Below are 23,041 nucleotides of genomic sequence, written 5' to 3'. Positions count from 1 at the left end.
ACATTCCCCTCCCCCCGGCCCCCTCCCCTGAAGGGGAGGGGGAGATATGAAACGCCTTGCCGTTTATTGCGGCTCCGCCACGCCTGCCGATCCCGCCTATATCGAAACCGCGCGGCATGTCGGGCGGACGCTCGCGGCGCAGGGCATCGGTGTCGTCTATGGCGGCGGGCGGCTGGGGCTGATGGGCGCAGTGGCCGATGCGGCGCTGGATGCGGGCGGCGAAGTGATCGGCGTGATCCCGCAGGCGCTGGTCGGCGTGGAAGTGGCGCACCGCGGCTGCACGGACCTGCGCATCGTTGCCAATATGCATGAGCGCAAGGCGCTGTTCACGGACTTGTCGGACGGCTTCGTGACCTTGCCCGGCGGCGTCGGCACCATGGACGAATTGTGGGAAGCGGTAAGCTGGGCGCAGCTTGGCTATCATGAAAAGCCGGTCGGGCTGCTCAATGCGGCGGGCTTTTACGACCATCTGATCGCGTTCAACCGGCACATGATCGATACGGGCTTCATCCGCCCGGCGCATGCCCGGATCATCGTGCAGGCCGAAACGATCGAGACGCTGCTGGTGGCGATGGCGGCCTATCAGCCGCATGAAACGATCTTCCGCATGAAAGCGGCGCAGCTTTAACCTCCCCTCCCGCTTGCGGGACGGGGCGGGGGAGGGCATTTGGCTTCCTATCATGTCCGTAACAGCCCCTCCCCTAACCCCTCCCGCAAGCGGGAGGGGGATATTGGTCGCTCACGCCGCCCAAAGCATCGCGCGCGGCTCCAAATCCTTTGCACTCGCGTCCAAGCTGTTCGATCGCCAGACCCGCGAACGCGCCTGGCTGCTCTACGCCTGGTGCCGCAAGTGCGACGATCTGGCCGATGGGCAGGACCATGGCGGCACCATGGCGCTGGTCGAAGATGCGCAGACCCGGCTGGCGACGATCCGTACCCTCACGGACGCGGCCTTGCGCGGCGAGCCGACCGGCGATCCGGCGTTCGACGGGCTGGGCGTGGTCGTTGCCGAATGTCGCATCCCGCATCGCTTCGCTTGGGATCTGATCGAAGGCTTTGCACTCGATGCGGCGGACTGGCGACCGCAGACGGAAAACGACCTGCTGCAATATTGCTATCATGTCGCGGGCGCGGTGGGCCTGATGATGGCCGTGGTGATGGGCGTCGACCCGGATGACGACGCGACGCTGGATCGCGCCTGCGATCTGGGGCTGGCGTTCCAGCTCGCCAATATCGCGCGCGACGTTGCGGAAGATGCGGGGGCGGGGCGCTGCTACCTGCCGCGCGACTGGCTGGCCGAGGCGGGGATTGCGCCGGACGCGCTGATGGCGGATCGCGGAAGACTAGCGGCATTGCAGCATCGGCTGGCGCTGATGGCAGCGGCCTATGAGGATAGCGCGCGGCACGGCACCGGCGCGCTCGGCTATCGGAGCGCCTGGGCGGTGCTGTCGGCGGCGGGGATCTATGGCGATATTGCGCGCGAAGTGGCGCGGCGCGGGGAAGCGGCGCTCACCGACCGGGTTTTCACCAGCAAGGCGGCAAAAGTCGGCTGGGTCGCGAAGGCGGCGATGCAGGCGCGGGGGCGGGCACGGAAATGGCCTGCGGATGCGGCACGAGTGGGGTTGTGGACAAGAGAACGGTCATAGATTGTTCTCCTGCGAAAGCAGGAGTCCAGGGTTCTGGACGCATCCCAAGCGAATCTGGACTCCTGCTTTCGCAGGAGAACGTGAAGTAGGCGTTTGCTAACATCCCCCTCTCCCCGGCCCTCTCCCCTAAAGGGGAGAGGGAGTAGGGCTACCCCCGCCCCAATATCTCGCGCGCCCGCGGTTCCAGCCGTTCCACCGCCGCGGCATGGATGCCCGGTGCGCAACATAGCACGCCGAACGCCGTCGGGTTTGCGTTATTGAAGCCCAGGGGGCGGCCCAGCGCGTCGCTCACCGCCGCGCCTGCCTCCATCGCGATCAGGGCGGCGGCGGCGATGTCCCATTCATTGCCCCAGCGGATCGTGGCGAGCAGGTCCGCCTCGTCCGCCGCGATCATCGCCATGCGCAGCGCGATGCTGTTGGGCTTGGCAACGGCGGTCAGGTCGCGGTCCGCCTTGGGCAGCGTATCGGCGGGGACGCGCGCACCGGGAAGCTGCGTCCGTGTGCTGGCCACGAGTGTCCGGCCGTTGCGCGTCGCGCCTTGCCCGGCCTGCGCCAGCCACAGCTCGTTGCGGGCAGGTGCTGCCAATATGCCGAAGCGGGGCAGGCCATATTCGACCAGCGCCACCGATACTGCCCAGCCGTCACGCCCGCGCAGATAATCGCGCGTCCCGTCGATCGGATCGACCACCCACACGCGGTCGGTGCCCAGGCGATGGGCGCTGTCCGCGGTTTCCTCCGACAGCCAGCCTGCGTCCGGCGCAAGATCAAACAGCGCGCTTTTCAGCATTGCGTTCACGTCCATGTCGGCGTCGCACACCATTTCGCCGGGCGTCTTCTCCCACCGCTCCACCTGCGTCTTGCCACCCGCCCACAGGGTCAGCGCATGGTCGGCGGCCTGCATTACCGCGTCGATCGTCTGCCGGAAAAGTCCGTCGCGCATTCGGTTCTCAGCCGCCCGCCACCGTCATCCCGTCGATGCGGATCGTCGGCACATTCGTCGCATAGCGGAAATGCAGATCATTGGCCGGCACGAGATTGCGGAACATGTCGATCAGATTGCCCGCTATGGTGATTTCCGCCACCGCGCGCACCACGCCGCCATTCTCGATCAGAAAACCCGAGGCACCCCGGCTGTAATCCCCCGTCACACCGTTGACGCCCATGCCGATCAGGTCCGTGACATACAGGCCGCGCGTCACATCCGCCATCAGATCGCCCGGTGTCGCGCTGCCCGCTTCCATATGGACGTTGCTTGGCCCCGCGCCGGGTGCGCCGCCGCTGCCCCGGCTGGCATGGCCCGTGGGTTCAAGGCCTAGCTGCCGGGCCGACGCGCTGTCGAGCAGCCAGCCGGTCAGCACGCCGGCCTCGATCAGCGCGCGGCGCTGCGTAGGCAGGCCCTCACCGTCGAACGGACGGGATCGCAGGCCGCGTTCGCGCAGGGGATCGTCGATGATCGTCACCTGGCTGTCGAAAATCGCTTCCCCCAGCCGTTCGAGCAGGAAGCTGGAGCGACGGGCGATCGCCGGTCCCGTGATTGCGCCGACCAGATGGCCGATCAGGCTCGACCCGACCCGCGGATCGAAGATGACGGGCATCTGCCCGCTTTCCACCTTGATCGGATTGAGGCGGGCGACGGCGCGCTGCCCTGCCTTGTTGCCGATGGTCTCCGCATCGTCCAGATCGATCAGATGGCGGACGCTGTGGCTGGCGTGGTCGCGCTGCATGTCGGCACCTTCGCCCGCCAGCACGCTGGCATAGGTCGCATGGCTGGTCCCCGCATAGCTGCCTGCAAAGCCATGGCTGGTGGCCAGCGCGACCTGCGTGCGGCCGGACGACGCACCGCCGCCTTCGCTGTTGGTGACGCCGGGCACTGCGCGCGCGGCATCCTCCGCCTCCAGCGCACGCTCCTTCAGCGCGGCGGGGTCAGGCTCGCCCTTGTCGCACAGGTCGAGGCTCGCGGGCTTCTTGCGCAGCAGACGGTCTTCGGGGGCAAGGCCCGCATAGGCATCCTCGGGCGCCTGCCCGGCCATGGCGATGCAGCGATCGACCAGTGTCGCAAGACTGGCAGGGTTCATGTCCGAAGCCGAGACGGTTGCCGAGCGACGGCCGACGAACACGCGCAGTCCGATTTCCTCGCCTTCCGACCGCTCGACATCCTCCAGCGCGCCCAAGCGCACCGAAACATTGGTGCTGGCGTTGCAGACATAGATCGCGTCGGCGGCATCCGCCCCGGCCTTGCGGGCGGCCTCGACCAGATTTTCGGCGCGCTTCTGGGCTTCGTCTAGGCTGAGCATGAAACAGGGGAACTCTGTGCTGAGGGGGAATGACCCCGCGCCTTAGCGGGCCGGGGGGACAGGTGCAATGTGGGAGGGCTAGCTAATCCTCCCCTGCAAGGGGAGGTGGCAGGGCGCAGCCCTGTCGGAGGGGTATTACCCTATCGATAGCGGGACACCCCTCCACCACGCCTTCGGCGCGGTCCCCCTCCACTGCCAGGGGAGGATTTATGAGTCTCGCGCAATCCAGCATCCCTCGCTATCGTGCGCGTATCGGCAACATAATGACGAAGCACGGGGAGCAGACATGGCCGACTGGAACAGGCGCAAGCCGATCGACAGCCTGGTGGCGACGGCGGCGGAGCATCGGCTGGTGCCGACGCTGTCCTGGCCGCATTTGCTGGCGCTGGGCGTGGGGGCGATCGTCGGCACGGGCATATTGACGCTGATCGGTGTCGGCGTCGATCGCGCCGGTCCCGCCGTGTTGCTGTCCTTCGCGATCGCGGGCGCGATCTGCGCCTGCGCCGCCCTCGCCTATGCCGAAATGGCGACGCTGATGCCGACGGCCGGCAGCGCCTATACGTACAGCTATGCGGTGCTGGGGGAACTGGTCGCCTGGATCGTCGGCTGGTGCCTGATCCTGGAATATTCGCTTGTCGTATCGACCGTCGCGGTCGGCTGGTCAGGCTATGCGGCGCCGCTGCTCACAGGCGTCGGCTTTCCGGTCGCGTTTACGGCCAGCCCGGCGCTGGGCGGCATCGTCAATCTGCCCGCCATCTTCATCATCGCCGTCGTCGCGCTGCTGCTGTGCATGGGCACGCGGGAAAGCGCACGGCTCAACACCGCGCTGGTCGTCATCAAGATCGCCACTCTCAGCCTGTTTGTCTTCTTCACGCTCCCGGCCTTCGATCCCTCCAATCTGGAACCGTTCATGCCGTTCGGCTTTGCCAAGACGATGGGACCGGACGGGGTGGAGCGTGGCGTGATGGCGGCGGCGGCGATCATCTTCTTCGCCTTCTACGGCTTTGACGCGATTTCCACGGCGGCGGAGGAAACGAAGAACCCGGAACGCGATCTGTCGATCGGCATCGTGGGATCGATGATCGCCTGCACCCTCATCTACATCTTCGTTGCGGCCGCCGCCGTCGGGGCGCTGCCGTTCACCCGCTTTGCCGACAGCCCGGAGCCGCTGGCACTGATCCTGCGCGAAATGGGGCAGGGGCAGGTCGCGCGGATCGTCGCCATCGCCGCGATCATCGCGCTGCCAACGGTGCTGCTGGGCTTTCTCTACGGCCAGTCGCGCATCTTTTTGGTCATGGCGCGCGACGGTTTCCTCCCCGTGGGCCTCGCCCGGATATCGAAGCGCGGGACGCCGGTGCGGATCACGCTGCTCACCGCCGTGCTGGTGGCGGTGCTCGCCGGGCTGCTGCCGATCGATGAAATCGCTGCGCTGGCCAATGCCGGGACGCTGATCGCCTTCGCCGCCGTCGGCGCGTGCATGCTGGTGCTGCGCCGCCGCGCGCCGGACATGCGCCGCCCGTTCCGCGTGCCCTTCGCCTGGGTCGTCGGGCTCGGCGCAATCGGCGGCTGCCTCTACCTCTTCGCCAGCCTGCCGACGAAAACGCTGATGGCCTGCCTGATCTGGAACGTGATCGGGCTGGTGCTGTATTTCGGCTATGGACGGCGACGGAGCTTATTGGGGCGGGCGCGTTAAATCTCAGGGGGCTGTCGAAAAGCTGACCATGAAGCCCTGAACGGAGAGGATCGGTTCTTTTTGGGCATTTAACATCGCTGGCGGCTTGAGTAGGGCGACCGCCTGCTGACATGCCACCTTACCGAGCCTCGCAACTGTTTCGACGTCATTCGGATTTTCGCTAGGTTTGCACTCTGCGATTGTGCCGTCGGCCTTTACCAGAAGCGCGACCAGCACGTTGGCGGGATTTTTGACAGACTTTGGTAGTGTGGCCACTGTTAAGGCCAAGTCCGCTATCTGCTCGACTGCGGGTCGCGGCCTGCTGGGAAGGCGCCAAATCGCTCTCGACTTGAAGGTGGCGTAAACTGGCTGGCCATCCGCTGTTTTGGCTGGTGAAAACTCGGATCTGTGCATCATCAATGCACATGTTTGTTGGTCAAGATCGCTGTGTCCGCTGCTCGCGACAATATCACATAGTACCGGTTTGCCTTCGGGTGAAACCGCGATACGAAAACGCGTTTGGCCTACAGCACCGCGGCTTTTTGCAGTTGCCGGATAATCGCTATCGGTGATCCACCGTTCAGGATGACCTTTCGGTTGGGCAAGTTGTATTCCCGTTGCAGCTAGCGCCAAAGCCATCATCATCATAGCTTCACTCCCCCAGCCAAAACCGAAACAGATGATAGGCCACGGCCATTTCCGGCGGTGCCAAAAATCGCGCGCCTGCCTCGCCCGCCAGGGCCGCGCGCACCTCGTCGCGCGTCACCCACATCGCATCTTCGATCTCGGTCATGTCGATCGTCAGCGCGTCGTCCCGCGCGGTGGCCACGCAGGCAATCATCAGCGAGGAAGGAAAGGGCCAGGGCTGGCTCATGGCGTAGCGGACATTCTCTACCACGATCCCGGCTTCCTCCCACAATTCGCGGGCGACGGCTTCCTCGATCGTTTCGCCCGGCTCCACAAAGCCCGCCAGCGCGGAATAGCGCCCGGCGGGAAAGCGGGGCTGGCGCCCCACCAGCACGCGGCCGTCATGTTCGGCGAGCATGATCGTCACCGGATCGACGCGCGGGAAATGCTCCGCGCCGCAGCCGCGCTGCTCGCTTTCGCTGCCGCTGAGCGTGCCGCCGCCACAGCGCCGCGCCCAGCCCGCCTTGGACGGGACGGTGGGCGTGCCGCAGCGCGCGCAGAAGCCATGGCGCGCATGCCAGTCGATCAGGCTGCGCGCCGTGCCGTAGAGTGCCAATTGGTCGGGGCTGAGCAGCGGGGCGATGGCCCACACCTTCGGCGCATAGGTCGCGGCGGTGCCAAGCGCGGGATCGAGGTACGCGAAGACAGGTCCGGCCGCGCCGATGCCCAGCAGAACGAAATCGGTCGGCTCGGCGTCCTCGGGCAAAGAGGCGGTCGCGATCGCCGCGCCATCCACCACCGGGTCCAGCCCGTCGAGCAGGAGCATCCGCGCGCGCCGGTCGGCAAAGGCTTCGGCGAGCCGCACGGGATCGCTGCGCACCTGATCGGCGCGATCGAGCGTGCCGCCGACGAAACCGGGAACCGCAGCGGTCGCCGCGATCACGCCAGCGCCTTGTACACCGCCGCTGGGACATCGGCCTGCCAGCGGATGCTTTCGGCAGGCATGTAATTGGCATATCCGCCCGCGCGCACCTGCCGCACCGGATCGGCGAAGCCCACCGTGCCCGCCGCGCCCGCCCAGCCAAAGCTGCCGGTGCCGGGGCCAGTCAGCGTCACGCGCCCGCCCGCGCCAAAGCCACGCCCTTTCAACATCGCCGTGTCCGTCGGCACGACGGGTGGCAGCAGGTTCGACATGCCGAGCCGCGCGGTTTCCGGGGCCATGATCGTGGTGCCGTCCAGCGTGCCGAGGCCGACCAGCATGGCAAGAAAGCGGTCGTAATCGCGCGCGCTGGAAATCAGCCCGGCACCGCCGAACGGAAACGGCGGGGGATCGAGGAAGATGGACGTCGCGCCGGGATCGACCGGCAAGGTCACCGGACCGGCATGATAATAATTGGTGGCGAGCCGCGCGGCATTGTCCTTCGTCACCGTAAAGCCCGTGCTCGTCATCTTCAGCGGATCGAAGATGCGGGATTGCAGGAACGCGTCGAACGGCTGGCCGGACGCGACTTCGATGACCCTACCGAGCACGTCCAGCCCGACCGAATAGCTCCACCGGGTGCCCGGTTCGGCGACCAGCGGCAGGGTGGCCAGCCGGTCGGCGAAATCCTTCAGGCTTGGCGCATGCACCATCGGCGGCTGGCCGGGCAGGGGCGCGCGCGAGGCGATGAAGGCATAAAGGCCGAGGCGCTGATATTCGGCCAGCAGCGGCCCGGTAGTCACGATCGTATAGCCCAGGCCCGCCGTATGCGTCATCAGATGGCGGACGGTGATCTGCGCCTTTGCGGGTACGGCGTCGAGGCTGCTGTCCGGGCTGGTCAGCACCCGCATGCTGGCAAAACCGGGGATGAAATCGGCGATCGGCTGGTCGAGACGCAGCTTACCTTCGCCGATCAGGATCATCGCCGCCATCCCCGTAATCGGCTTGCTCATCGAATAGATGCGCCAGAGCGTGTCGGGGTCTGCCTTCACCGGCGAGTCGCTGGCGATCGTGCCGCCCGAAAGATAGTCCGGCGCGGCGGTGCCCCGTCCCACGGCGATGACACCGCCCGCAAAGCGGCGCTGCGCGACATAGCCGTCGATGAGGCCCTGTAATCCGGGCCAGCTTTCCGCAGGCGTCCTTGCCAGGGCGGCAAGCGGAAAGGCAGCGCCCGCGCCCAGCAGTGTCGCGCCGCGCAGCAGGCTGCGCCGGTCGATGGTCAGGCTCATGGCTGCGGCAGTCGTCGACATAAGGCGTCCTCTCTGTTCATCACGGCATCGGCGACCTTCGCGAACAGGGTCGGCAGCCCCGCGTCGCCGATCGCGGCAAGCGGCCACCATTCCCCGTCGCCCGGCATAGTGCAATCGCTATCTGCCGTGCCGATATGTACGGTCAGTGACAGCGCGAAATGGGTGAACACATGGGTCACGGGCATGGGCAGCCTGTCCCATTGCCCGCCGATCGGGGCCCCTATAGGGACCTGTATCGAAGTCGTCGGCTTTGGTGTCGGGGATGCGTCTGCAATCCAGGCCGACGTCGGCAGGCCGCGCATGCCGCCCAGCAACCCCTTGGCGGGTCGCCGCTCCAGCCAGACGGCGTCGTCCCGCACGATCCACCAGACATCGCCGCTGCGCTGCGGCCGGGCCTTTTTTGCGGCCTTCAACGGAAAAGCTGTGGGATCGGCGGTCGCGAAGGCCGCGCAGGTCTCGCGCAGCGGGCAGATGCCGCAGGCCGGATTGCGCACGGTGCAGATGGTCGCGCCAAGGTCCATCATCGCCTGCGCGAAATCCCCGGCGCGTGCTTCGGGCGTGATGGCGTCCGTGCGCTGCCGGATCTCGGCGCGGGCAGCCGGCAACGGCGTTGCGATCGCGAACAGCCGGGCGACCACCCGCTCGACATTGGCATCGACCACCACGGCCCGTGCGCCAAAGGCGATCGCGGCAATCGCGGCGGCCGTATAGGCACCGACGCCGGGCAGGCCGCGCAATTCGGCTTCGCTCGACGGGAAACGCCCGCCACGCTCACGCGCCACGACGCGCGCACAGGCCAGCAGATTGCGCGCGCGGGCGTAATAGCCAAGCCCGGCCCATGCGCTCATCAATGCCGCATCATCGGCCGCGGCCAGATCGGCGACCGTCGGCCAGCGTGCCGTAAACGCCTCGAAATAAGGGATGACCGCCGCCACCGTCGTCTGTTGCAGCATCACTTCGGACAGCCACACCCGATAAGGATCGGTCGCGTTCGTCCCCGGTGGCGCACGCCAGGGCAGGCGGCGCGCATGGCAATCATAATAGTGCAGGAGTCGGTCGGCGACCGATGCGCTCTCGACGGGCATGGCCGGGCTATGCCATGAAGCGGACGATGACGGAACGCCCTCCACCGGAAAAGACGCAGGTCGGCAAAGGCAAGCATGGCAAGGCCCCGGCCGAAGAGCGCCCGCGCGCCATGGGGCCACGCGCGATCGCCGACCTGATGCCCGATATCGGCCGCGCCGCCTTCCGCAAGTTCGGCTTTGTGCAGTCGAGCATCGTCACCCGCTGGGCCGACATCGTGGGGCGCGACCATGCCGATATCTGCGTGCCCGAATCGATCCGCTTTCCCGTCGGACAGAAAGCGGGCGGCACCTTGACGCTCACGGTATCGAGCGGCCATGCCCCGATGCTGCAACATATGCTGCCGGACATCATCACGCGGGTGAACCGCTTCTTCGGCTATGCCGCCGTTGCGAAGGTGACGATGCGGCAGGGCCATGTCGAGCCGCGCGCACCGCTGCGCAGTCCGCCGCCCAAAAATCTGCGCCCCGTGCCGGTGGAGCTTGGCGATTCGCTGCGCGACATCGGCGACCCGGAATTGCGCGCCGTGCTCGAATCGCTGGCGCAGGGGCTTGCCAATTCCAGCGGATTGCCCAAGATCGGCTGATCCTTTTGTGCAGAGACAGCATGTGATGAACAAGCGCGCGTTCCTTTTCGGTCTTCTCGCCCTGCTGCCCGGCACCGCGCTGGCGCAGCAGGCCCCGGACTGGACGAGCAGGATCACGCTCTCGCCGCTGGGTGGCCATGTGATGGGCAATCCGCTGGCCCCGGCAAAAGTCGTCGAATATGTCAGCTACACCTGCAATCATTGCGCGGCTTTCGTGGCGGAATCCTCAGCACCGCTGAAATCGGGCTGGGTGCGGGGCGGGAAGACGAGTGTCGAGGTGCGCAACGCCGTGCGCGACCGCTATGACCTGACCGCCGCCATGCTGGCGCGCTGCGGCGGCCCGGCGCGCTTCTTCGGCAATCACGAGGCGCTGTTCGCCAATCAAACGGCCTGGTTCCCGCAGATCGAAGCCTATGAGGCGGCGAACCAGAATCCGATCGCCGGCCAGTCGAACACCGATGTCATGAAGGATATCGGTCGCAAGACCGGTCTTTATGCCCTCATGGCCAAGCGCGGGTTCAAACCGGCTCAGCTCGACGCCTGCATCGCCAGTCCGGCCGCGATGAAGCAGGTGCTGGCGATGACCGACGACGCGTGGAAAGGCGTCAAGATCAGCGGGACGCCCGGCTTCACCCTGAACGGAAAGCTGCTGGCCAACACGTCGACCTGGGCTACGCTGCGGGCTGCGTTGCCTGCCGAGGCCAACTGAATTACATCGGGTGGCGAGATACATCTTCTCATGAAAATGGACATGCTTTCGATGAAATTGCTGAACGGCTCTGCCCCCTCTGCTCTGGCCGCCGCTGCCCTTGCCCTGTCGCTTGCCGCCTGTGGCTCGAAGGAAGGTGGCAACACCACCGCGCCCAGCGGTGCCCCCGTTGCGGCTGTGGCGGCCCCTGCGGGCACCACCTGGGCCGATACGGTTGCCGCGACGCCCGATGGCGGCTTTCGCATGGGCAACCCCGATGCGCCGGTCAAGGTGACCGAGTTTGCGTCTTACACATGCAGCCATTGCGCCGATTTCTCCAAGCAATCCGCCGAGGAATTGCGGGAAATGGTCAACAGCGGGAAAGTGAGTTTCGAGCTGCGCAATTATGTGCGCGATCCACTCGATATGACGATGGCGTTGCTGGCGCGGTGCAGCGGCCCGGGACCGTTCTTCCCGCTGTCTGAACAGTTTTTCGCCAATCAGCCCGCGATGTTCGAAAAGGTGCAGGCCATGGGCGAGGGGCCGTATCAGGCGGCGATGGCTGCGCCGCCGCAGCAGCGTTTCGTATCGCTCGCCACCAGCACCGGCCTGCTTGAGTTCGCCATGCAGCGCGGGATCGCTCAGGATCAGGGCAAGCAGTGCCTGGCAGACAGTGCCGCCGCCGAAAAACTGGCGTCGTCGGTTCAGACGGCCACCGAAAAATACAATATCAGCGGCACACCCACCTTGCTCATCAACGACAGCGTCGTGGAAAATGCGACGACATGGGAAGTCCTGCGGACGAAGCTCAAGGAAGCGGGCGTCTGATTGGCGCGCGGGGGGCAGCTTCTTTCTGACGGGCATGGCGCGGTGAGGGCCACGCCGTGCAGATAAAGCGGCTGAAACTCAGCGGTTTCAAGAGCTTTGTCGATGCGACCGAACTGCGCATCGAGCCGGGGCTGACCGGCATCGTCGGTCCCAACGGCTGCGGCAAGTCCAACCTGCTGGAAGCGATCCGCTGGGTGATGGGCGAATCGAGCGCACGGTCCATGCGCGGCGGTGGCATGGACGACGTTATCTTCGCAGGCACGGCGACGCGCCCGCAGCGCGATTTTGCCGAAGTCGCGCTGCTCACCATCCAGGAACAGGGCGAACTCTTCCCTTCGGTCGATGTCGGCGCGGACGGCGAACTGGAAGTGATCCGCCGGATCGAGCGCGGCGCGGGCAGCGCCTATCGCGCCAACGGGCGGGATGTGCGCGCGAAGGACGTGTCGCTGATCTTTGCCGACGCGGCAACCGGCGCGCACAGTCCGGCCCTCGTCAGCCAGGGGAAGATCGCCGCCGTGATCGCCGCTCGTCCGCAGGAACGGCGCGCCATGCTGGAGGAAGCGGCAGGCATCGCCGGGCTGCATGTGCGCCGCCGCGACGCCGAACAGAAATTGCGCGCCGCGGAAGCCAATCTCGCCCGGCTGGACGACATATTGGGTGATATGGACAATCGAGCGAACGCGCTGCGGCGGCAGGCGCGCGCGGCCGAACGCTATACCGTGCTCTCGGGCCAGATTCGCACGGCCGAGGCCCGCACGATCTTTGCCCGTTGGCGTGAGGCGGCTGCGGCGGCCGAGGCCGCCCGCGCCGAAGCGCAGGCGGCCGAGGCAGCGGTCGGCATGGCCCAGGAAGCGCAGACAGCCGCCGCAGCCCATGTCCGTGCGGCGGTCGATGCGCTGGCCACGGCCCGCAGTGCGGCCCAGCAGGCGCGCGATGCCGCGACCGACGCGGGCCATCGCCTCGCCACGCTCCGGGCCGAACGCACCGCGATCGCCCGGCGTCTCGATGATCTGTCGGCGCAGGCGGCGCGACTGGAGGAGGACAGGGGACGCGAAAGCGCGCTGGCGCATGATGCCGCGCAGGCACTCGCGCGTCTGGCGGAAGAAGGTGCCGCCCTGAAGGCGCGTATCGCGGAAACCCAGGCGACCGCACCGGACCGCGCGGCGCGCGTGGCGGAAGCCGAAACCGTCGCGCGCGATGCCGAAGTCGCGCTGGCCAGGGCCATGGCGCAGCAGGCGGGCGAGCAGGCGGAACTGCGCGTCGCCGAAGCCGCGCTGATCGCGGCGAAGGGCCGGCTGGAACGTGCCGAGCGTGACCTGCGCCGGGCCGAGACGGAACAGGCGGACCTGCCGGCCCTCGCGCCGCTGGAAGCGCGTCGCGAAGAAGCCACGGTGGCGCGGCAGGCGGCACAGGCTGACCAGGCCAGTGCGGAGGCGGCGATCGCGGCGGCCGAAACGCATCGCGACGAGGCCGCAACGGCGCGGGCGGCGGCGGAATCGGCGCTGTCGGCTGCGCGCGCGGCGCTGGCGGCGCTCGATAGCGAAGCGGCGGCGCTCGCCAAGGCGCTGGAGCGTCGGGACGGTGCGGATCGCGCGCTCGATCGTGTCACGGCTGCGTCGGGCTATGAACGCGCTCTGGCGGCGGCTTTGGGCGACGATCTGGAAGCGGCGATCGGCGTTGCGGGCACGCGGCGCTGGGGCGGCGGCGAGGCGCTGGCGGGCGATCCCGCGGTGCCGTCGGGCACCACGCCGCTGTCCGATCATGTGACGGCCCCGCCCGAGCTTGCGCGGCGGCTGGCGCAGATTGCCGTGGCGGAGCATGACGCCGGACAGACGCTCGCGGTCGGACAAAGGCTGGTGACGCTGGATGGGCAGATGCGGCGCTGGGACGGTTTCGTGGCGCTGGAAGGTGGCGCCGAGGCGGCACAGCGGCTCATCCGCCGCAACCGGCTCGACGCCATCGTCACCCAGCGCCCGGGGCTGGCGCAGGATGTCGACGATGCCGGGCAGGCGCTGGCCATGGCGGAAAATGCCGCGCAGTCGGCCGCCGCCGCGCTGCTTGCCGGACGCGCCCGACTCGCGGATGCGGAGCAGCGTGCGCGGGCGGCATTGCGGAGCCTTGATGACGTTGCCGGGGCCATCGAGCGGCGCGCTGCCCGTGATGATGCACTGGCGGCACGGCTCGAGGATCTGCGGCGCGATCATGCCGCCGCGCTGGCCGATCATGAGGCGGCGCAGGGCGCGCGCGCGGCATTGCCCGATGGCGCGGAAACGCACACGCATGTCGCCGCTCTCTCGCAGGCAAGCGATCGGGCGCGGCTTGCGGTTGCGCAGGCACAGGCCGATCTGGCGATGGCCGAGCGCGCCGCCGCAAGCGATCGTGAGCGGCTTGCGGCGACAGAGGCCGAAGCGCGTGGCTGGCGCGCGCGGGCGGGTGAGGCGGCCAAGCGGATCGCGGCAATGGCGGGGCGGGCGGACGCGATCGCCGCCGATCGCGCGGCGCTCGACGGGAAGCCCGATACACTGGATACGGAGATCGCGACGCTCGCCGATGCGGTGACGACGCTTGCCGATCGGGCCACCGTTGCGCAGACAGCGGAGCGCGCTGCCGAAACGGCGCTCGCTGAGACGGAAGCGCGGGAACGTGCCGCCGCCGAGCAGGTCAGCGCCGCCCGCGAAGCGCGCGCGGGTGCTGCTGCACGGGCGGAGGCGGCGCAGGACAAGCGGCTGGAGACGGGACGGTTGTCCGGCGAGCGGTTCGAATGTCCCCCGCCGGTATTGCCCGAAAAAACCGGTTTCGACAGTGCCACCATCCGCATCGCCCAGACCGAGCAGGCCGAACAGGACCGGCTGGTGGCGGAGCGCGAACGGATCGGCCCGGTCAATCTGGTTGCCGCTCAGGAACTCGCCGAACTGGAGGCCGCACAGGCGCGCAGCCGCGCCGAAAGCGCGGAGCTGACGCAGGCGATCCATCAGTTGCGGGGCTCGATCGGCAGCCTCAACCGCGAGGGGCGGCAGCGCCTTCTGGCGGCGTTCGAAGCGGTGGACGGGCACTTCCGGCGGCTGTTCACAACACTGTTCGACGGCGGGCAGGCGCATCTCCAGCTGATCGACAGCGAGGATCCGCTGGAGGCCGGCCTGGAAATCATGGCCCAGCCGCCGGGCAAGAAGCTGGCGGCGTTGACGCTCCTGTCGGGCGGGGAGCAGGCGCTGACGGCGGTCGCGCTGATTTTCGGCCTGTTCCTGACCAATCCCGCGCCGATTTGTGTCCTCGACGAAGTGGATGCGCCGCTCGACGATGCCAATGTCGAACGTTTCTGCGACCTGCTCGACCGGATGGTCGCCGATACGCGGACCCGTTACCTGATCGTCACCCACAATGCCGTCACCATGGCGCGCATGCACCGCCTGTTCGGCGTGACGATGGTGGAACAGGGCGTCAGTCGCCTGGTCTCGGTCGATCTGGGCGGGGCAGAGGAACTGCTGGCGGCGGAATAGCCTTGACGCAGATAGTTTTTGGAGTTACATAAAATGGAGCAACACACGGTAACTCTGCTCAACACTTCGCATTGATCTAATCTCGGATTCCATTCTCATAAGCCCTTTGTGTGTTGCTTGACCTAAGGCGGACCGCCTCGCGCGTTTCGTTTCGGCAGAGGGATGGAACATGAAGGTTAGTTTTGATGAGACGAAGCGCCTATGGACCTTGGAAAACCGGGGACTGGACTTTGTCGATGCACCTGAGATTTTGAAGGGTGTTCACATCGTTCTGGAAGACGATCGCAAGCCTTATCCTGAACCACGGTTTCTGGCGTACGGATTTGTCGATAACCGGTTGGTAATGTTTGCTTTCACGCCGATTCCAGATGGAATACGTGTCTTTTCGATGAGAAAGTGCAACGCCCGTGAACAAAGAAAGTTCGATCATTGGGTTGGATGATGACGACCTGCCAGAATGGACAGACGATCAATGGAATCGTGCCGCTATCTACGATGGCGATCGTCTTATCCGCCCCGCCGACGGCACCCTTACAAAGCCCGGCCGTCCCAAATCCGCCGATCCCAAGCGGCAGGTGACGTTGCGGCTCGACAGCGTAGTGGTCGAGGGGTTTCGGGCGACCGGACCGGGCTGGCAGAGCCGCATCAACGCGGCGCTGCGCAAGGCGCTTGATCTCTAGTCGGCTTTCTTGCGCAGCCGCCGGGCGTTGGCGGTCGCGCCATTTTCGATCGGGGCCATGGTGCGACCTGATGCATGGTTCGCGCGTTTGAGCGCGCGGGTCGATTGCGATGCCAGAGCCATGCCCTGCGCGGCGGTCATCGGCTGGCCGGACAGGGCGATTCCCATCATCTTCTGCCAGATCGCAAATCCGTCCGCCTGAAAGCGTGTCATCGCCTGAAATCCGGCCAAGCCCGCCTGCGAAAAGGCCGTCACCTTTTCCGGCACCATCATCGACAGCTCGGCATAATCGCCGGTCAGGGGATTACGCATGGCGTCCGCCATCAGGCGCGTGCGATGATCGACGACAAAGGCGGAATCCTTCGTCAGCGTCCCCATGCGCGTCGCGCCCTGCGCCATCGCGCTCCAGGTGGACAGCATGTCCGCCCACAGTCCAAACCCGTTCATCATAAAGTCGCTCCCGTCACTGCCCTAACGCCCGGTGCGTAGCATTATGTCCGTGTGATGCGACAAAGCCGTGGCAATGCGCTCATGCGCTTCCGACGACCAGGCAGGCAAGCGCCATCAGCAGTCCGGCAAAGCGGTTGGCGCGGAACTTGGCGAGCGGATCGGCACCGTCCTCTCGCAATGTCAGCACCTGCCAGGCGAGATGCGCAGCCACCGGCAGCAGCGCGGCGAGGGCCAGCGGCTGCGGTCGTATCTGCCATATCGCTGCACCCCAGCAGGCGAGCGCACCGGCATAGAACAGCGCGACACCCGGCTTCACGCGCCGCCCCATGCGCAATGCGCTGGAACGGATGCCGATCAGCGCATCGTCTTCCCGGTCCTGCAATGCATAGATGGTGTCATATCCGATCACCCAGAGGATGCTGCCCGCATAGAGCGTCAGGCCGGGCAGGGTCAGGCTGCCGCTGATTTCGCTCCACCCCACCAGCGCGGCCCAGCTGAAGACTAGGCCAAGCCACGCCTGCGGCCACCAGGTAATGCGCTTCATGAAAGGATAGGCGGCCACCAGCGCCAGGCTGGCGAGCGCCACGACCTGGGCATAGGGGCGCAGCTGGAGTAGCACGACAAGACCGATCAGGCTGAGCGTCACCAGCCAGGCCCATGCGACCTTGAGCGAGACAGCACCACTCGCCAGCGGCCGGGCGGCGGTACGGGCAACCTGCCGGTCGAGATCGCGGTCGACGATGTCGTTGTATACGCATCCCGCCCCGCGCATCGCGATGCTGCCGAGCAATATCCACAGGATCATGTCCCAGCGCGAGAAGGCCCCGCCCGCCAGCGCGATCGCCCATGCGCCGGGCCAAAACAGCAGCCACCAGCCGATCGGCCGGTCGAACCGGGCGAGCATGGCGAGCGCGCGCGGCAGGGCCGGCAGACGCGCGATCAGGCTGCGGGCTTCGCTGTCTGGCACGATGGCTTGGGTCACTTGTCCTCCGGTCGCCCTGCGTCCTAGAGAGGACGTCCGCGCGAACCGATGAATGGATTTCACGATGACTGCAACCCCTGCATGGCCCCCCCAGAGCGCGTCGCGCCTCTATGTGGAGGCCGCGCTCGGCGAAGGCGTGGCAGTGACCGTCGAGGGCAATGCGGCGCATTATCTCATCAGCGTGATGCGCGTGAAGCCGGACGACATCGTGCTGCTGTTCGACGGGCGATCGGGTGAATGGGCGGCGCGGGCGCGCGATATCCGCAAGCGCGATCTTGTGCTCGATTGCGTCGTGCGGACGAAGCCGCTCGAACGGGTGCCGGATTTCTGGCTGTGCGTTGCGCCGGTCAAGAAGGGCCGGATCGACCTCATCGCCGAAAAGGCGTGTGAACTGGGCGTTGCGCGGCTTCAGCCGGTGCAGACCCGGCGCGCGGTGGTGGACAGGCTCAATCTTGATCGGCTCCGCGCGCATCTGGTGGAGGCGGCGGAACAGTGCGGCCGCACGGCGCTGCCCGACCTCGCCGCTATGGTGAAGCTCGACGCGCTGCTCCGCGACTGGCCCGAAGGGCGGCATCTTTTCTTCGCCGACGAGACGGGTGGCGTGCCGATGGCCCAGGCTTTGGTGGCCTATCGCGGCCCGGCCGCCTTGCTGGTGGGGCCCGAAGGCGGTTTCGATCCTGCGGAGCGCGCCGCCATTCGCGCGCTGCCCGCCGCGGTGCCGGTGTCACTCGGCCCGCGCATCCTGCGCGCGGAAACCGCCGCGATCGCAGCGACCGCCGCATGGATGACACTGAACGGCGACTGGGCGCCGCAGGGAGGCGCGGAATAAACAGGTTGCGATACGCAATGGGATTGCGCCTGTCATAACGGGGCCTTATCTGCATCCTGCCCGCCTGATTTGACGTGCGTGGCGGAACGATTAAGGGCGGGGCATGAGCACCAGAACAGACTCCGGCGGCAGCGATCCGATCATCGAAAGCCGCGATCAGCTCATCGCGGCCTTCGCCAAGGGGGAAAAGCCGCCCGAACGCTGGCGCATCGGCACCGAGCATGAAAAGTTCGTCTACTCGGTCAAGGATCATCACGCCCCTTCCTATGAGGAAAAGGGCGGCATCCACACCCTGCTTATCGGCCTGACCCGCTATGGCTGGAAGCCGGTCTTCGAAGGCGAGAACATCATCGCGCTTTCGGGCGACGACGGCACGATCAGCCTGGAACCGGCGGGGCAGCTCGAACTGTCCGGCGCGCCGCTGGAAAATCTGCACCAGACCTGTGCGGAAACCGGACGGCACCTCGAACAGGTGAAATATGTCGGCGACATGCTGGGCCTTGGCTTCCTGGGTCTCGGCATGTGGCCGGACAAGACGCGCGCCGACCTGCCGATCATGCCCAAGGGCCGCTATGAGATCATGCTGCGGCACATGCCGCGCGTCGGCTCCATGGGCCTCGACATGATGCTGCGCACCTGCACGGTGCAGGTGAACCTCGACTATCGCAGCGAAGCGGGCATGGCGAAGATGTTCCGCACTTCGCTGGCGCTGCAACCGCTCGCGACGGCGCTGTTCGCCAATTCGCCCTTTACCGAAGGCAAACCCAACGGGTTCCTGTCCTATCGCAGCCATATCTGGTCGGACACCGATCCGCACCGCACCGGCATGCTCCCCTTCGTGTTCGAGGACGGCTTCGGCTACGAACGCTATGCCGACTATGCGCTCGACGTGCCTATGTATTTCGTGTTCCGCGAGGGGAAGTATATCGACGCTTCGGGCCTCAGCTTCCGCGATTTCCTCGAAGGCAAGCTTTCCGTCCTGCCCGGTGAAAAGCCGACCGAGAAGGATTGGGAGGATCATCTCTCCACCGCTTTCCCCGAAGTGCGGCTGAAGAGCTTTCTTGAGATGCGCGGCGCGGACGGCGGGCCGTGGGGGCGCATCTGCGCGCTGCCCGCGCTTTGGGTCGGGTTGCTCTATGACGACACGGCGCTGGATGCCGCGTGGGATGTGGTCAAGGACTGGTCGATGAACGAACGGCAGGCCCTGCGCGACTCCGTGCCGCGTCTCGGGCTGAACGCGCCGATCGGCGGCGGCAGGACGCTGCGCCATATCGCAGCCGAAGTGGTGGAGATCGCCCGCAGCGGCCTTGCTGCGCGGGGGCGGCTGAACAGCGCGGGCGACAACGAAACGGGCTATCTCGCCGCGTTGCAGGATGTCGTCGCCAGCGGCAAGACGCCTGCCGAACGGCTGCTCGACCGCTATCATGGCGAATGGGGCGGTGATGTCAGCCGGGTCTATGCGGAAGAGAGTTTTTAAGCGTAGCAGTTGTTCGTCGGCGAAAGCCGGGGCCCAGGGCCACAAAGGACTGTATTGCGTTGCTCTGGACCCCGGCTTTCGCCGGGGAACAGTTGTATTCGTATACCCGCTTACTCCGCAGGCTGCGTGACCGGCTCCGCCCGTCGTCCGCGATCCCCCGCCAACAGCCGGTCGATCCAGCCGTTGCGGGCCATCCACGCGCTATAGGCCGCATAGGCCGGATCGGGCAGCAGATGCGCTTCCTCTGTCCGCGCGCGCCAGTAATAGACGCCGCTGACCAGCGCCAGAATTGCGCTGTTGCGCACCATGTCGATCAGGCTGCCACTGGTCGCCAGGAAAGGCAGGGTGGACAGCCACCAGAACAGGTTCTTCGACAGATAGGCCGGATGGCGCGTCCACCGATAGGGACCGTGGGTGATAATGCCGCGATGCGTGAGATTGGAAAAGCGCAGGCCGAAGGCCACTGTCGCCCAGGCATAGATGCCGGTCAGTGCCACCAGCATCGCGCCCCAGATCCATTGCGCTGTGACATGCAGCGGCCCGCTACCCGCCAGCCAGTGCGACCAGTCCGCCGTGCCCGGATGATAATCGAGCGGCCCGCCGCCGCCCATCAGCACGAACGGCGGATAGCAGATCAGCGCCGCGACCCAGCCGGCCAGAAATGGATTGGCGGTGCGGATATGCGCGTCGAGCGGCTTCAACGTCAGCATATAGCCGACCGTGGCAAAGGCGACGTCGATGAGGAACAGCAATGTCACCAGAAAATTGGTGAGCGCAAACGGGCTGGCCAGCACGTCCGCGCCTTTCCAGTGGACCAGATTGGCGAAATTGCCCGGCACGACGGAGAGCATGAAGGCCAGGAAGAAGCCTTTGACCAGCCAGGCGCGCAGATGATGCGCGACCTGGCTCAGGTCCGCCTGCCCCGCCGCGCCGCCGATGATCCACTGGCCAAAGGCGTAGGTCGCGTCCTTCGGATCGACAAGGCGGCGATCGAGCCACAGGACATAGGGGACGGAGAGGGCCAGCAGCACGGGTGCTGCGGCACCGAACAGCTGCATGACGAAGCGATAGTCGCCGCTCCAGTACCAGCGGCCGAGGCCATAGAGGATCGCGATGCCACCCCATGTCACCCAAAGCCCCGCGATCTTGACGAGGCTGGTGTCGAGAACATCGGCCAACGGGCGCGGCGGGCCGTTCCAGTCGATCCCGGTCGAGCGATTGCGATGCACCCGATCCACCAGCAGCGACCAGAGGATCATCGGCAGGCCGCAGGCGGCAACGGCGGTCAGCCCGGCATAAGGACCGTCCATGCCATAATGCCAGGCGACACCCGTCCACGCGAGCAATCCGGCAAGACCGGCGATGCCGACGCCATGGCTGACGGCGGAAGGCGGGCAGGGGTCGGTCGCGGCGGTCATCGTGCATGCCTAACCCAAAAGGGTAAGCAAGCGGTGAAGGCATGGAACGCCAGCGCCGGTCAACCGCCCAATATGTTGATCGTGAAGGCAATCACGCCAAGATTGAAGATGAATGCGGCAAGGCAGTGGAAGAGGACGATGCGGCGCACCGCGGTTCCGCTGATCGTCACGTCCGATGTCTGGAACGTCATGCCCAGCGTGAAGGCGAAGTAGAGAAAATCCCAATAGTCCGGCTCGTCGGTTCCGGGAAAGGCCATACCGGCCTGACAGGCGGCCTGCGCCTCGTCCCGATAGCAGATATGGGCATAATGCAGGGCGTAGACGCTGTTGGAAAAGATCCACGACAGCGTCAGCGTGACCAGCAGCAACGCGATGGCGCCGCCCTTGGGCGCATCATGGGCGGTCACGGCCACGCCGACCGCGATCAGGATGACCAGCGTGACGATGGCGGTCAGTAGCAGCATGATGCCGCGATTGGCATCGTTGCGCCGCGCCGCATCGCGCATGGCTTCGGCGTTGGCATCGAGCAACGGCCAGACCGACAGCAGAAAGGTCACCGCGGCAATATCGAATCCGGCCATCACCGCTTCATGCCAGGGCAGCATAAGCGCGAGTGGCGCGCACAGCGCCAGCAACGCCAGAAACATGCCGTAGCGCCAGGGAAACAGCCGACGGCGCTCCCCTTTCATCGCCTGCGCCTCACGGCATTTCGCGCCCGATGCGTCAGGACGCGCCGTCCCGCCGCCCGAGCAGGCGAAGGCGCAGGGCATTCAGCTTGATGAAGCCCGCCGCATCGCGCTGGTCATAGGCGCCCGCGTCATCCTCGAACGTCACGACCTTCTCGCTGTAAAGCGAATGCGGCGACTTGCGCCCGGTGACGTAGACGCCGCCCTTGTAAAGCTTCAGGCGAACGGTGCCCGTTACCTTGCTCTGGCTGTGGTCGATCGCCGCCTGCAACATTTCGCGTTCGGGCGAGAACCAGAAACCGTTATAGACCAGCTCGGCATAGCGCGGTGCCAGTTCATCCTTCAGATGCGCGGCACCGCGATCGAGCGTCAGTTGCTCGATCCCGCGATGCGCGAGATGGTAGATCGTGCCGCCCGGCGTCTCGTACATGCCGCGCGACTTCATGCCCACGAAGCGGTTTTCGACGAGATCGAGCCGCCCGATGCCGTGCCTGCGGCCGTAATCGTTCAGCGTTTCCAGCAGGGTCGCAGGCGACATGCCTTCACCGTTGATCGCCACGCCATCGCCCCGTTCGAAGTCGATGGTGATGACTTCGGGCTGATCGGGCGCGTCTTCGGGATGGACCGTGCGCGAATAGACATAGTCGGGCACTTCCTCCCACGGGTCCTCCAGCACCTTGCCTTCGGAGGACGTGTGCAGCATGTTCGCGTCGGTCGAAAAGGGGCTTTCCCCGCGCTTGTCCTTCGCGATGGGGATCTGATGCTCCTCGGCAAAGGCGATCAGGCGGGTGCGGCTGGTCAGGTCCCACTCGCGCCACGGCGCGATGACCTTGATGTCGGGCGCAAGGGCATAATAGCCCAGCTCGAACCGCACCTGATCATTGCCCTTGCCGGTCGCACCATGGCTGACCGCGTCGGCGTTGACCGCGCGCGCGATTTCGATCTGGCGCTTGGCGATCAGCGGCCGGGCGATCGAGGTGCCGAGCAGATAAAGCCCCTCATAGAGTGCGTTGGCGCGCATCATCGGGAAGACGTAATCGCGGACAAACTCCTCGCGCAGATCGTCGATGAAGATATGGTCGGGCTTCACGCCCATCAATTCCGCCTTGCGCCGGGCCGGTTCCAGCTCCTCGCCCTGGCCCAGATCCGCCGTGAAGGTCACGACTTCACAGCCATAGGTCTGTTGCAGCCACTTCAGGATGACGCTGGTGTCGAGACCGCCGGAAAAGGCAAGGACAACGCGGTTGATGGAATCGGACATGCGCGGACTTTCCCCGAAAGCAAGAGAGACGGCGCGCGGGTAACAGGCGGCGGCGGCAAGTGCAATAAAGCGATCCCCGCCACGGCCCCTTCTGTCCGGGTCCTTCCGC

22 protein-coding genes are annotated in these 23,041 nt (G+C 66.2%); 11 read left to right on the top strand and 11 right to left on the bottom strand.

Annotated features, from left to right (window positions below):
- The first annotated feature begins 46 nt into the window (after nt 1-46).
- Together ENE74_RS02465 and ENE74_RS02460 are read left to right on the top strand one after the other, a co-directional pair.
- Nucleotides 47-628, top strand: a complete 582-nt coding sequence (locus ENE74_RS02465) for an LOG family protein (RefSeq protein WP_127689044.1) — start codon at nt 47-49, stop codon at nt 626-628.
- 52 nt (nt 629-680) lie between these two features.
- The gene (locus ENE74_RS02460; protein ID WP_127689043.1) at nt 681-1,646 is read left to right on the top strand and encodes a phytoene/squalene synthase family protein; all 966 of its coding nucleotides are present in this window, start codon (nt 681-683) and stop codon (nt 1,644-1,646) included.
- Between the two features lie 148 nt (nt 1,647-1,794).
- Here ENE74_RS02460 and ENE74_RS02455 read toward each other — a convergent pair whose 3' ends face one another.
- Complete coding sequence (locus tag ENE74_RS02455) at nt 1,795-2,586, bottom strand: inositol monophosphatase family protein (protein ID WP_127689042.1); 792 nt, start codon at nt 2,584-2,586, stop codon at nt 1,795-1,797.
- Nucleotides 2,587-2,593: 7 nt separating this feature from the next.
- Nucleotides 2,594-3,940 carry a TldD/PmbA family protein gene (locus tag ENE74_RS02450; protein WP_127689041.1) on the bottom strand — a complete coding sequence of 449 codons (1,347 nt, stop codon included), beginning with the start codon at nt 3,938-3,940 and terminating at the stop codon, nt 2,594-2,596.
- 286 nt (nt 3,941-4,226) lie between these two features.
- Here ENE74_RS02450 and ENE74_RS02445 point away from each other — a divergent pair, with 286 nt between their 5' ends.
- Nucleotides 4,227-5,633 (top strand): amino acid permease, encoded by a 1,407-nt coding sequence (locus ENE74_RS02445; RefSeq protein ID WP_127689040.1) that lies wholly within the window; start codon nt 4,227-4,229, stop codon nt 5,631-5,633.
- 3 nt (nt 5,634-5,636) lie between these two features.
- On the opposite strand, the gene ENE74_RS02440 is transcribed toward ENE74_RS02445, so the two are convergent.
- The 4 genes from ENE74_RS02440 to mutY are packed head-to-tail and all read right to left on the bottom strand — an operon-like array spanning nt 5,637 to nt 9,553.
- The gene (locus ENE74_RS02440) at nt 5,637-6,260 is read right to left on the bottom strand and encodes a TonB family protein (RefSeq protein ID WP_127689039.1); all 624 of its coding nucleotides are present in this window, start codon (nt 6,258-6,260) and stop codon (nt 5,637-5,639) included.
- 4 nt (nt 6,261-6,264) lie between these two features.
- Nucleotides 6,265-7,182, bottom strand: a complete 918-nt coding sequence (gene nudC / locus ENE74_RS02435; RefSeq protein ID WP_127689038.1) for an NAD(+) diphosphatase — start codon at nt 7,180-7,182, stop codon at nt 6,265-6,267.
- The gene (locus ENE74_RS02430; protein WP_241241781.1) at nt 7,179-8,468 is read right to left on the bottom strand and encodes a serine hydrolase domain-containing protein; all 1,290 of its coding nucleotides are present in this window, start codon (nt 8,466-8,468) and stop codon (nt 7,179-7,181) included. Before ENE74_RS02430 ends, nudC begins: the two co-directional genes overlap by 4 nt.
- A complete protein-coding gene (mutY, locus tag ENE74_RS02425; protein ID WP_127689037.1) occupies nt 8,444-9,553 on the bottom strand; it encodes an A/G-specific adenine glycosylase in 1,110 nt (369 codons plus the stop codon). Before mutY ends, ENE74_RS02430 begins: the two co-directional genes overlap by 25 nt.
- Nucleotides 9,554-9,579: 26 nt before the next feature.
- On the opposite strand from mutY, the gene ENE74_RS02420 reads away from it, so the two are divergent.
- From ENE74_RS02420 to ENE74_RS02395, 6 genes are all read left to right on the top strand, one after another.
- Nucleotides 9,580-10,137 carry a DUF721 domain-containing protein gene (locus tag ENE74_RS02420; protein WP_127689036.1) on the top strand — a complete coding sequence of 186 codons (558 nt, stop codon included), beginning with the start codon at nt 9,580-9,582 and terminating at the stop codon, nt 10,135-10,137.
- A gap of 25 nt (nt 10,138-10,162) precedes the next feature.
- Nucleotides 10,163-10,846, top strand: coding sequence for a thioredoxin domain-containing protein (locus tag ENE74_RS02415; RefSeq protein ID WP_127689528.1), 684 nt, complete (start codon nt 10,163-10,165; stop codon nt 10,844-10,846).
- Nucleotides 10,847-10,897: 51 nt separating this feature from the next.
- Nucleotides 10,898-11,653 carry a DsbA family protein gene (locus ENE74_RS02410; RefSeq protein WP_127689527.1) on the top strand — a complete coding sequence of 252 codons (756 nt, stop codon included), beginning with the start codon at nt 10,898-10,900 and terminating at the stop codon, nt 11,651-11,653.
- Nucleotides 11,654-11,709: 56 nt separating this feature from the next.
- Nucleotides 11,710-15,150 (top strand): chromosome segregation protein SMC, encoded by a 3,441-nt coding sequence (gene smc, locus ENE74_RS02405; RefSeq protein ID WP_127689035.1) that lies wholly within the window; start codon nt 11,710-11,712, stop codon nt 15,148-15,150.
- Between the two features lie 169 nt (nt 15,151-15,319).
- Nucleotides 15,320-15,592 carry a BrnT family toxin gene (locus ENE74_RS02400; protein ID WP_127689034.1) on the top strand — a complete coding sequence of 91 codons (273 nt, stop codon included), beginning with the start codon at nt 15,320-15,322 and terminating at the stop codon, nt 15,590-15,592.
- On the top strand, nt 15,558-15,830 hold the full coding sequence (locus ENE74_RS02395; protein WP_241241780.1) for a BrnA antitoxin family protein: 273 nt from the start codon (nt 15,558-15,560) through the stop codon (nt 15,828-15,830). The genes ENE74_RS02400 and ENE74_RS02395 overlap by 35 nt, the downstream gene beginning before the upstream one ends.
- Here ENE74_RS02395 and ENE74_RS02390 read toward each other — a convergent pair.
- Together ENE74_RS02390 and ubiA are read right to left on the bottom strand one after the other, a co-directional pair.
- Nucleotides 15,827-16,279: a hypothetical protein gene (locus tag ENE74_RS02390; protein ID WP_127689033.1), complete on the bottom strand. Its 453-nt coding sequence runs from the start codon at nt 16,277-16,279 to the stop codon at nt 15,827-15,829. The genes ENE74_RS02395 and ENE74_RS02390 overlap by 4 nt on opposite strands.
- A gap of 79 nt (nt 16,280-16,358) precedes the next feature.
- Nucleotides 16,359-17,261, bottom strand: coding sequence for a 4-hydroxybenzoate octaprenyltransferase (gene ubiA / locus ENE74_RS02385; RefSeq protein ID WP_127689032.1), 903 nt, complete (start codon nt 17,259-17,261; stop codon nt 16,359-16,361).
- Nucleotides 17,262-17,325: 64 nt separating this feature from the next.
- Here ubiA and ENE74_RS02380 point away from each other — a divergent pair, with 64 nt between their 5' ends.
- The gene (locus tag ENE74_RS02380) at nt 17,326-18,090 is read left to right on the top strand and encodes a 16S rRNA (uracil(1498)-N(3))-methyltransferase (RefSeq protein WP_127689031.1); all 765 of its coding nucleotides are present in this window, start codon (nt 17,326-17,328) and stop codon (nt 18,088-18,090) included.
- Between the two features lie 103 nt (nt 18,091-18,193).
- Entirely contained in the window at nt 18,194-19,567 is a 1,374-nt protein-coding gene (locus ENE74_RS02375; protein WP_127689030.1) for a glutamate--cysteine ligase, read from the top strand.
- A gap of 110 nt (nt 19,568-19,677) precedes the next feature.
- Here ENE74_RS02375 and ENE74_RS02370 read toward each other — a convergent pair whose 3' ends face one another.
- From ENE74_RS02370 to ENE74_RS02360, 3 genes are read right to left on the bottom strand one after another with little or no spacing between them, the layout of a single operon-like run.
- Entirely contained in the window at nt 19,678-20,985 is a 1,308-nt protein-coding gene (locus tag ENE74_RS02370) for a methyltransferase family protein (protein ID WP_127689029.1), read from the bottom strand.
- A gap of 59 nt (nt 20,986-21,044) precedes the next feature.
- A complete protein-coding gene (locus ENE74_RS02365) occupies nt 21,045-21,674 on the bottom strand; it encodes a DUF1345 domain-containing protein (protein ID WP_127689028.1) in 630 nt (209 codons plus the stop codon).
- Nucleotides 21,675-21,708: 34 nt separating this feature from the next.
- Nucleotides 21,709-22,932: an argininosuccinate synthase gene (locus ENE74_RS02360; RefSeq protein ID WP_127689027.1), complete on the bottom strand. Its 1,224-nt coding sequence runs from the start codon at nt 22,930-22,932 to the stop codon at nt 21,709-21,711.
- Nucleotides 22,933-23,041 lie beyond the last annotated feature (109 nt).

This window comes from Sphingobium algorifonticola (genome assembly GCF_004005485.1).
Lineage (GTDB): Bacteria > Pseudomonadota > Alphaproteobacteria > Sphingomonadales > Sphingomonadaceae > Sphingobium > Sphingobium algorifonticola.
This window is presented reverse-complemented; position numbering and strand designations above follow the sequence as displayed.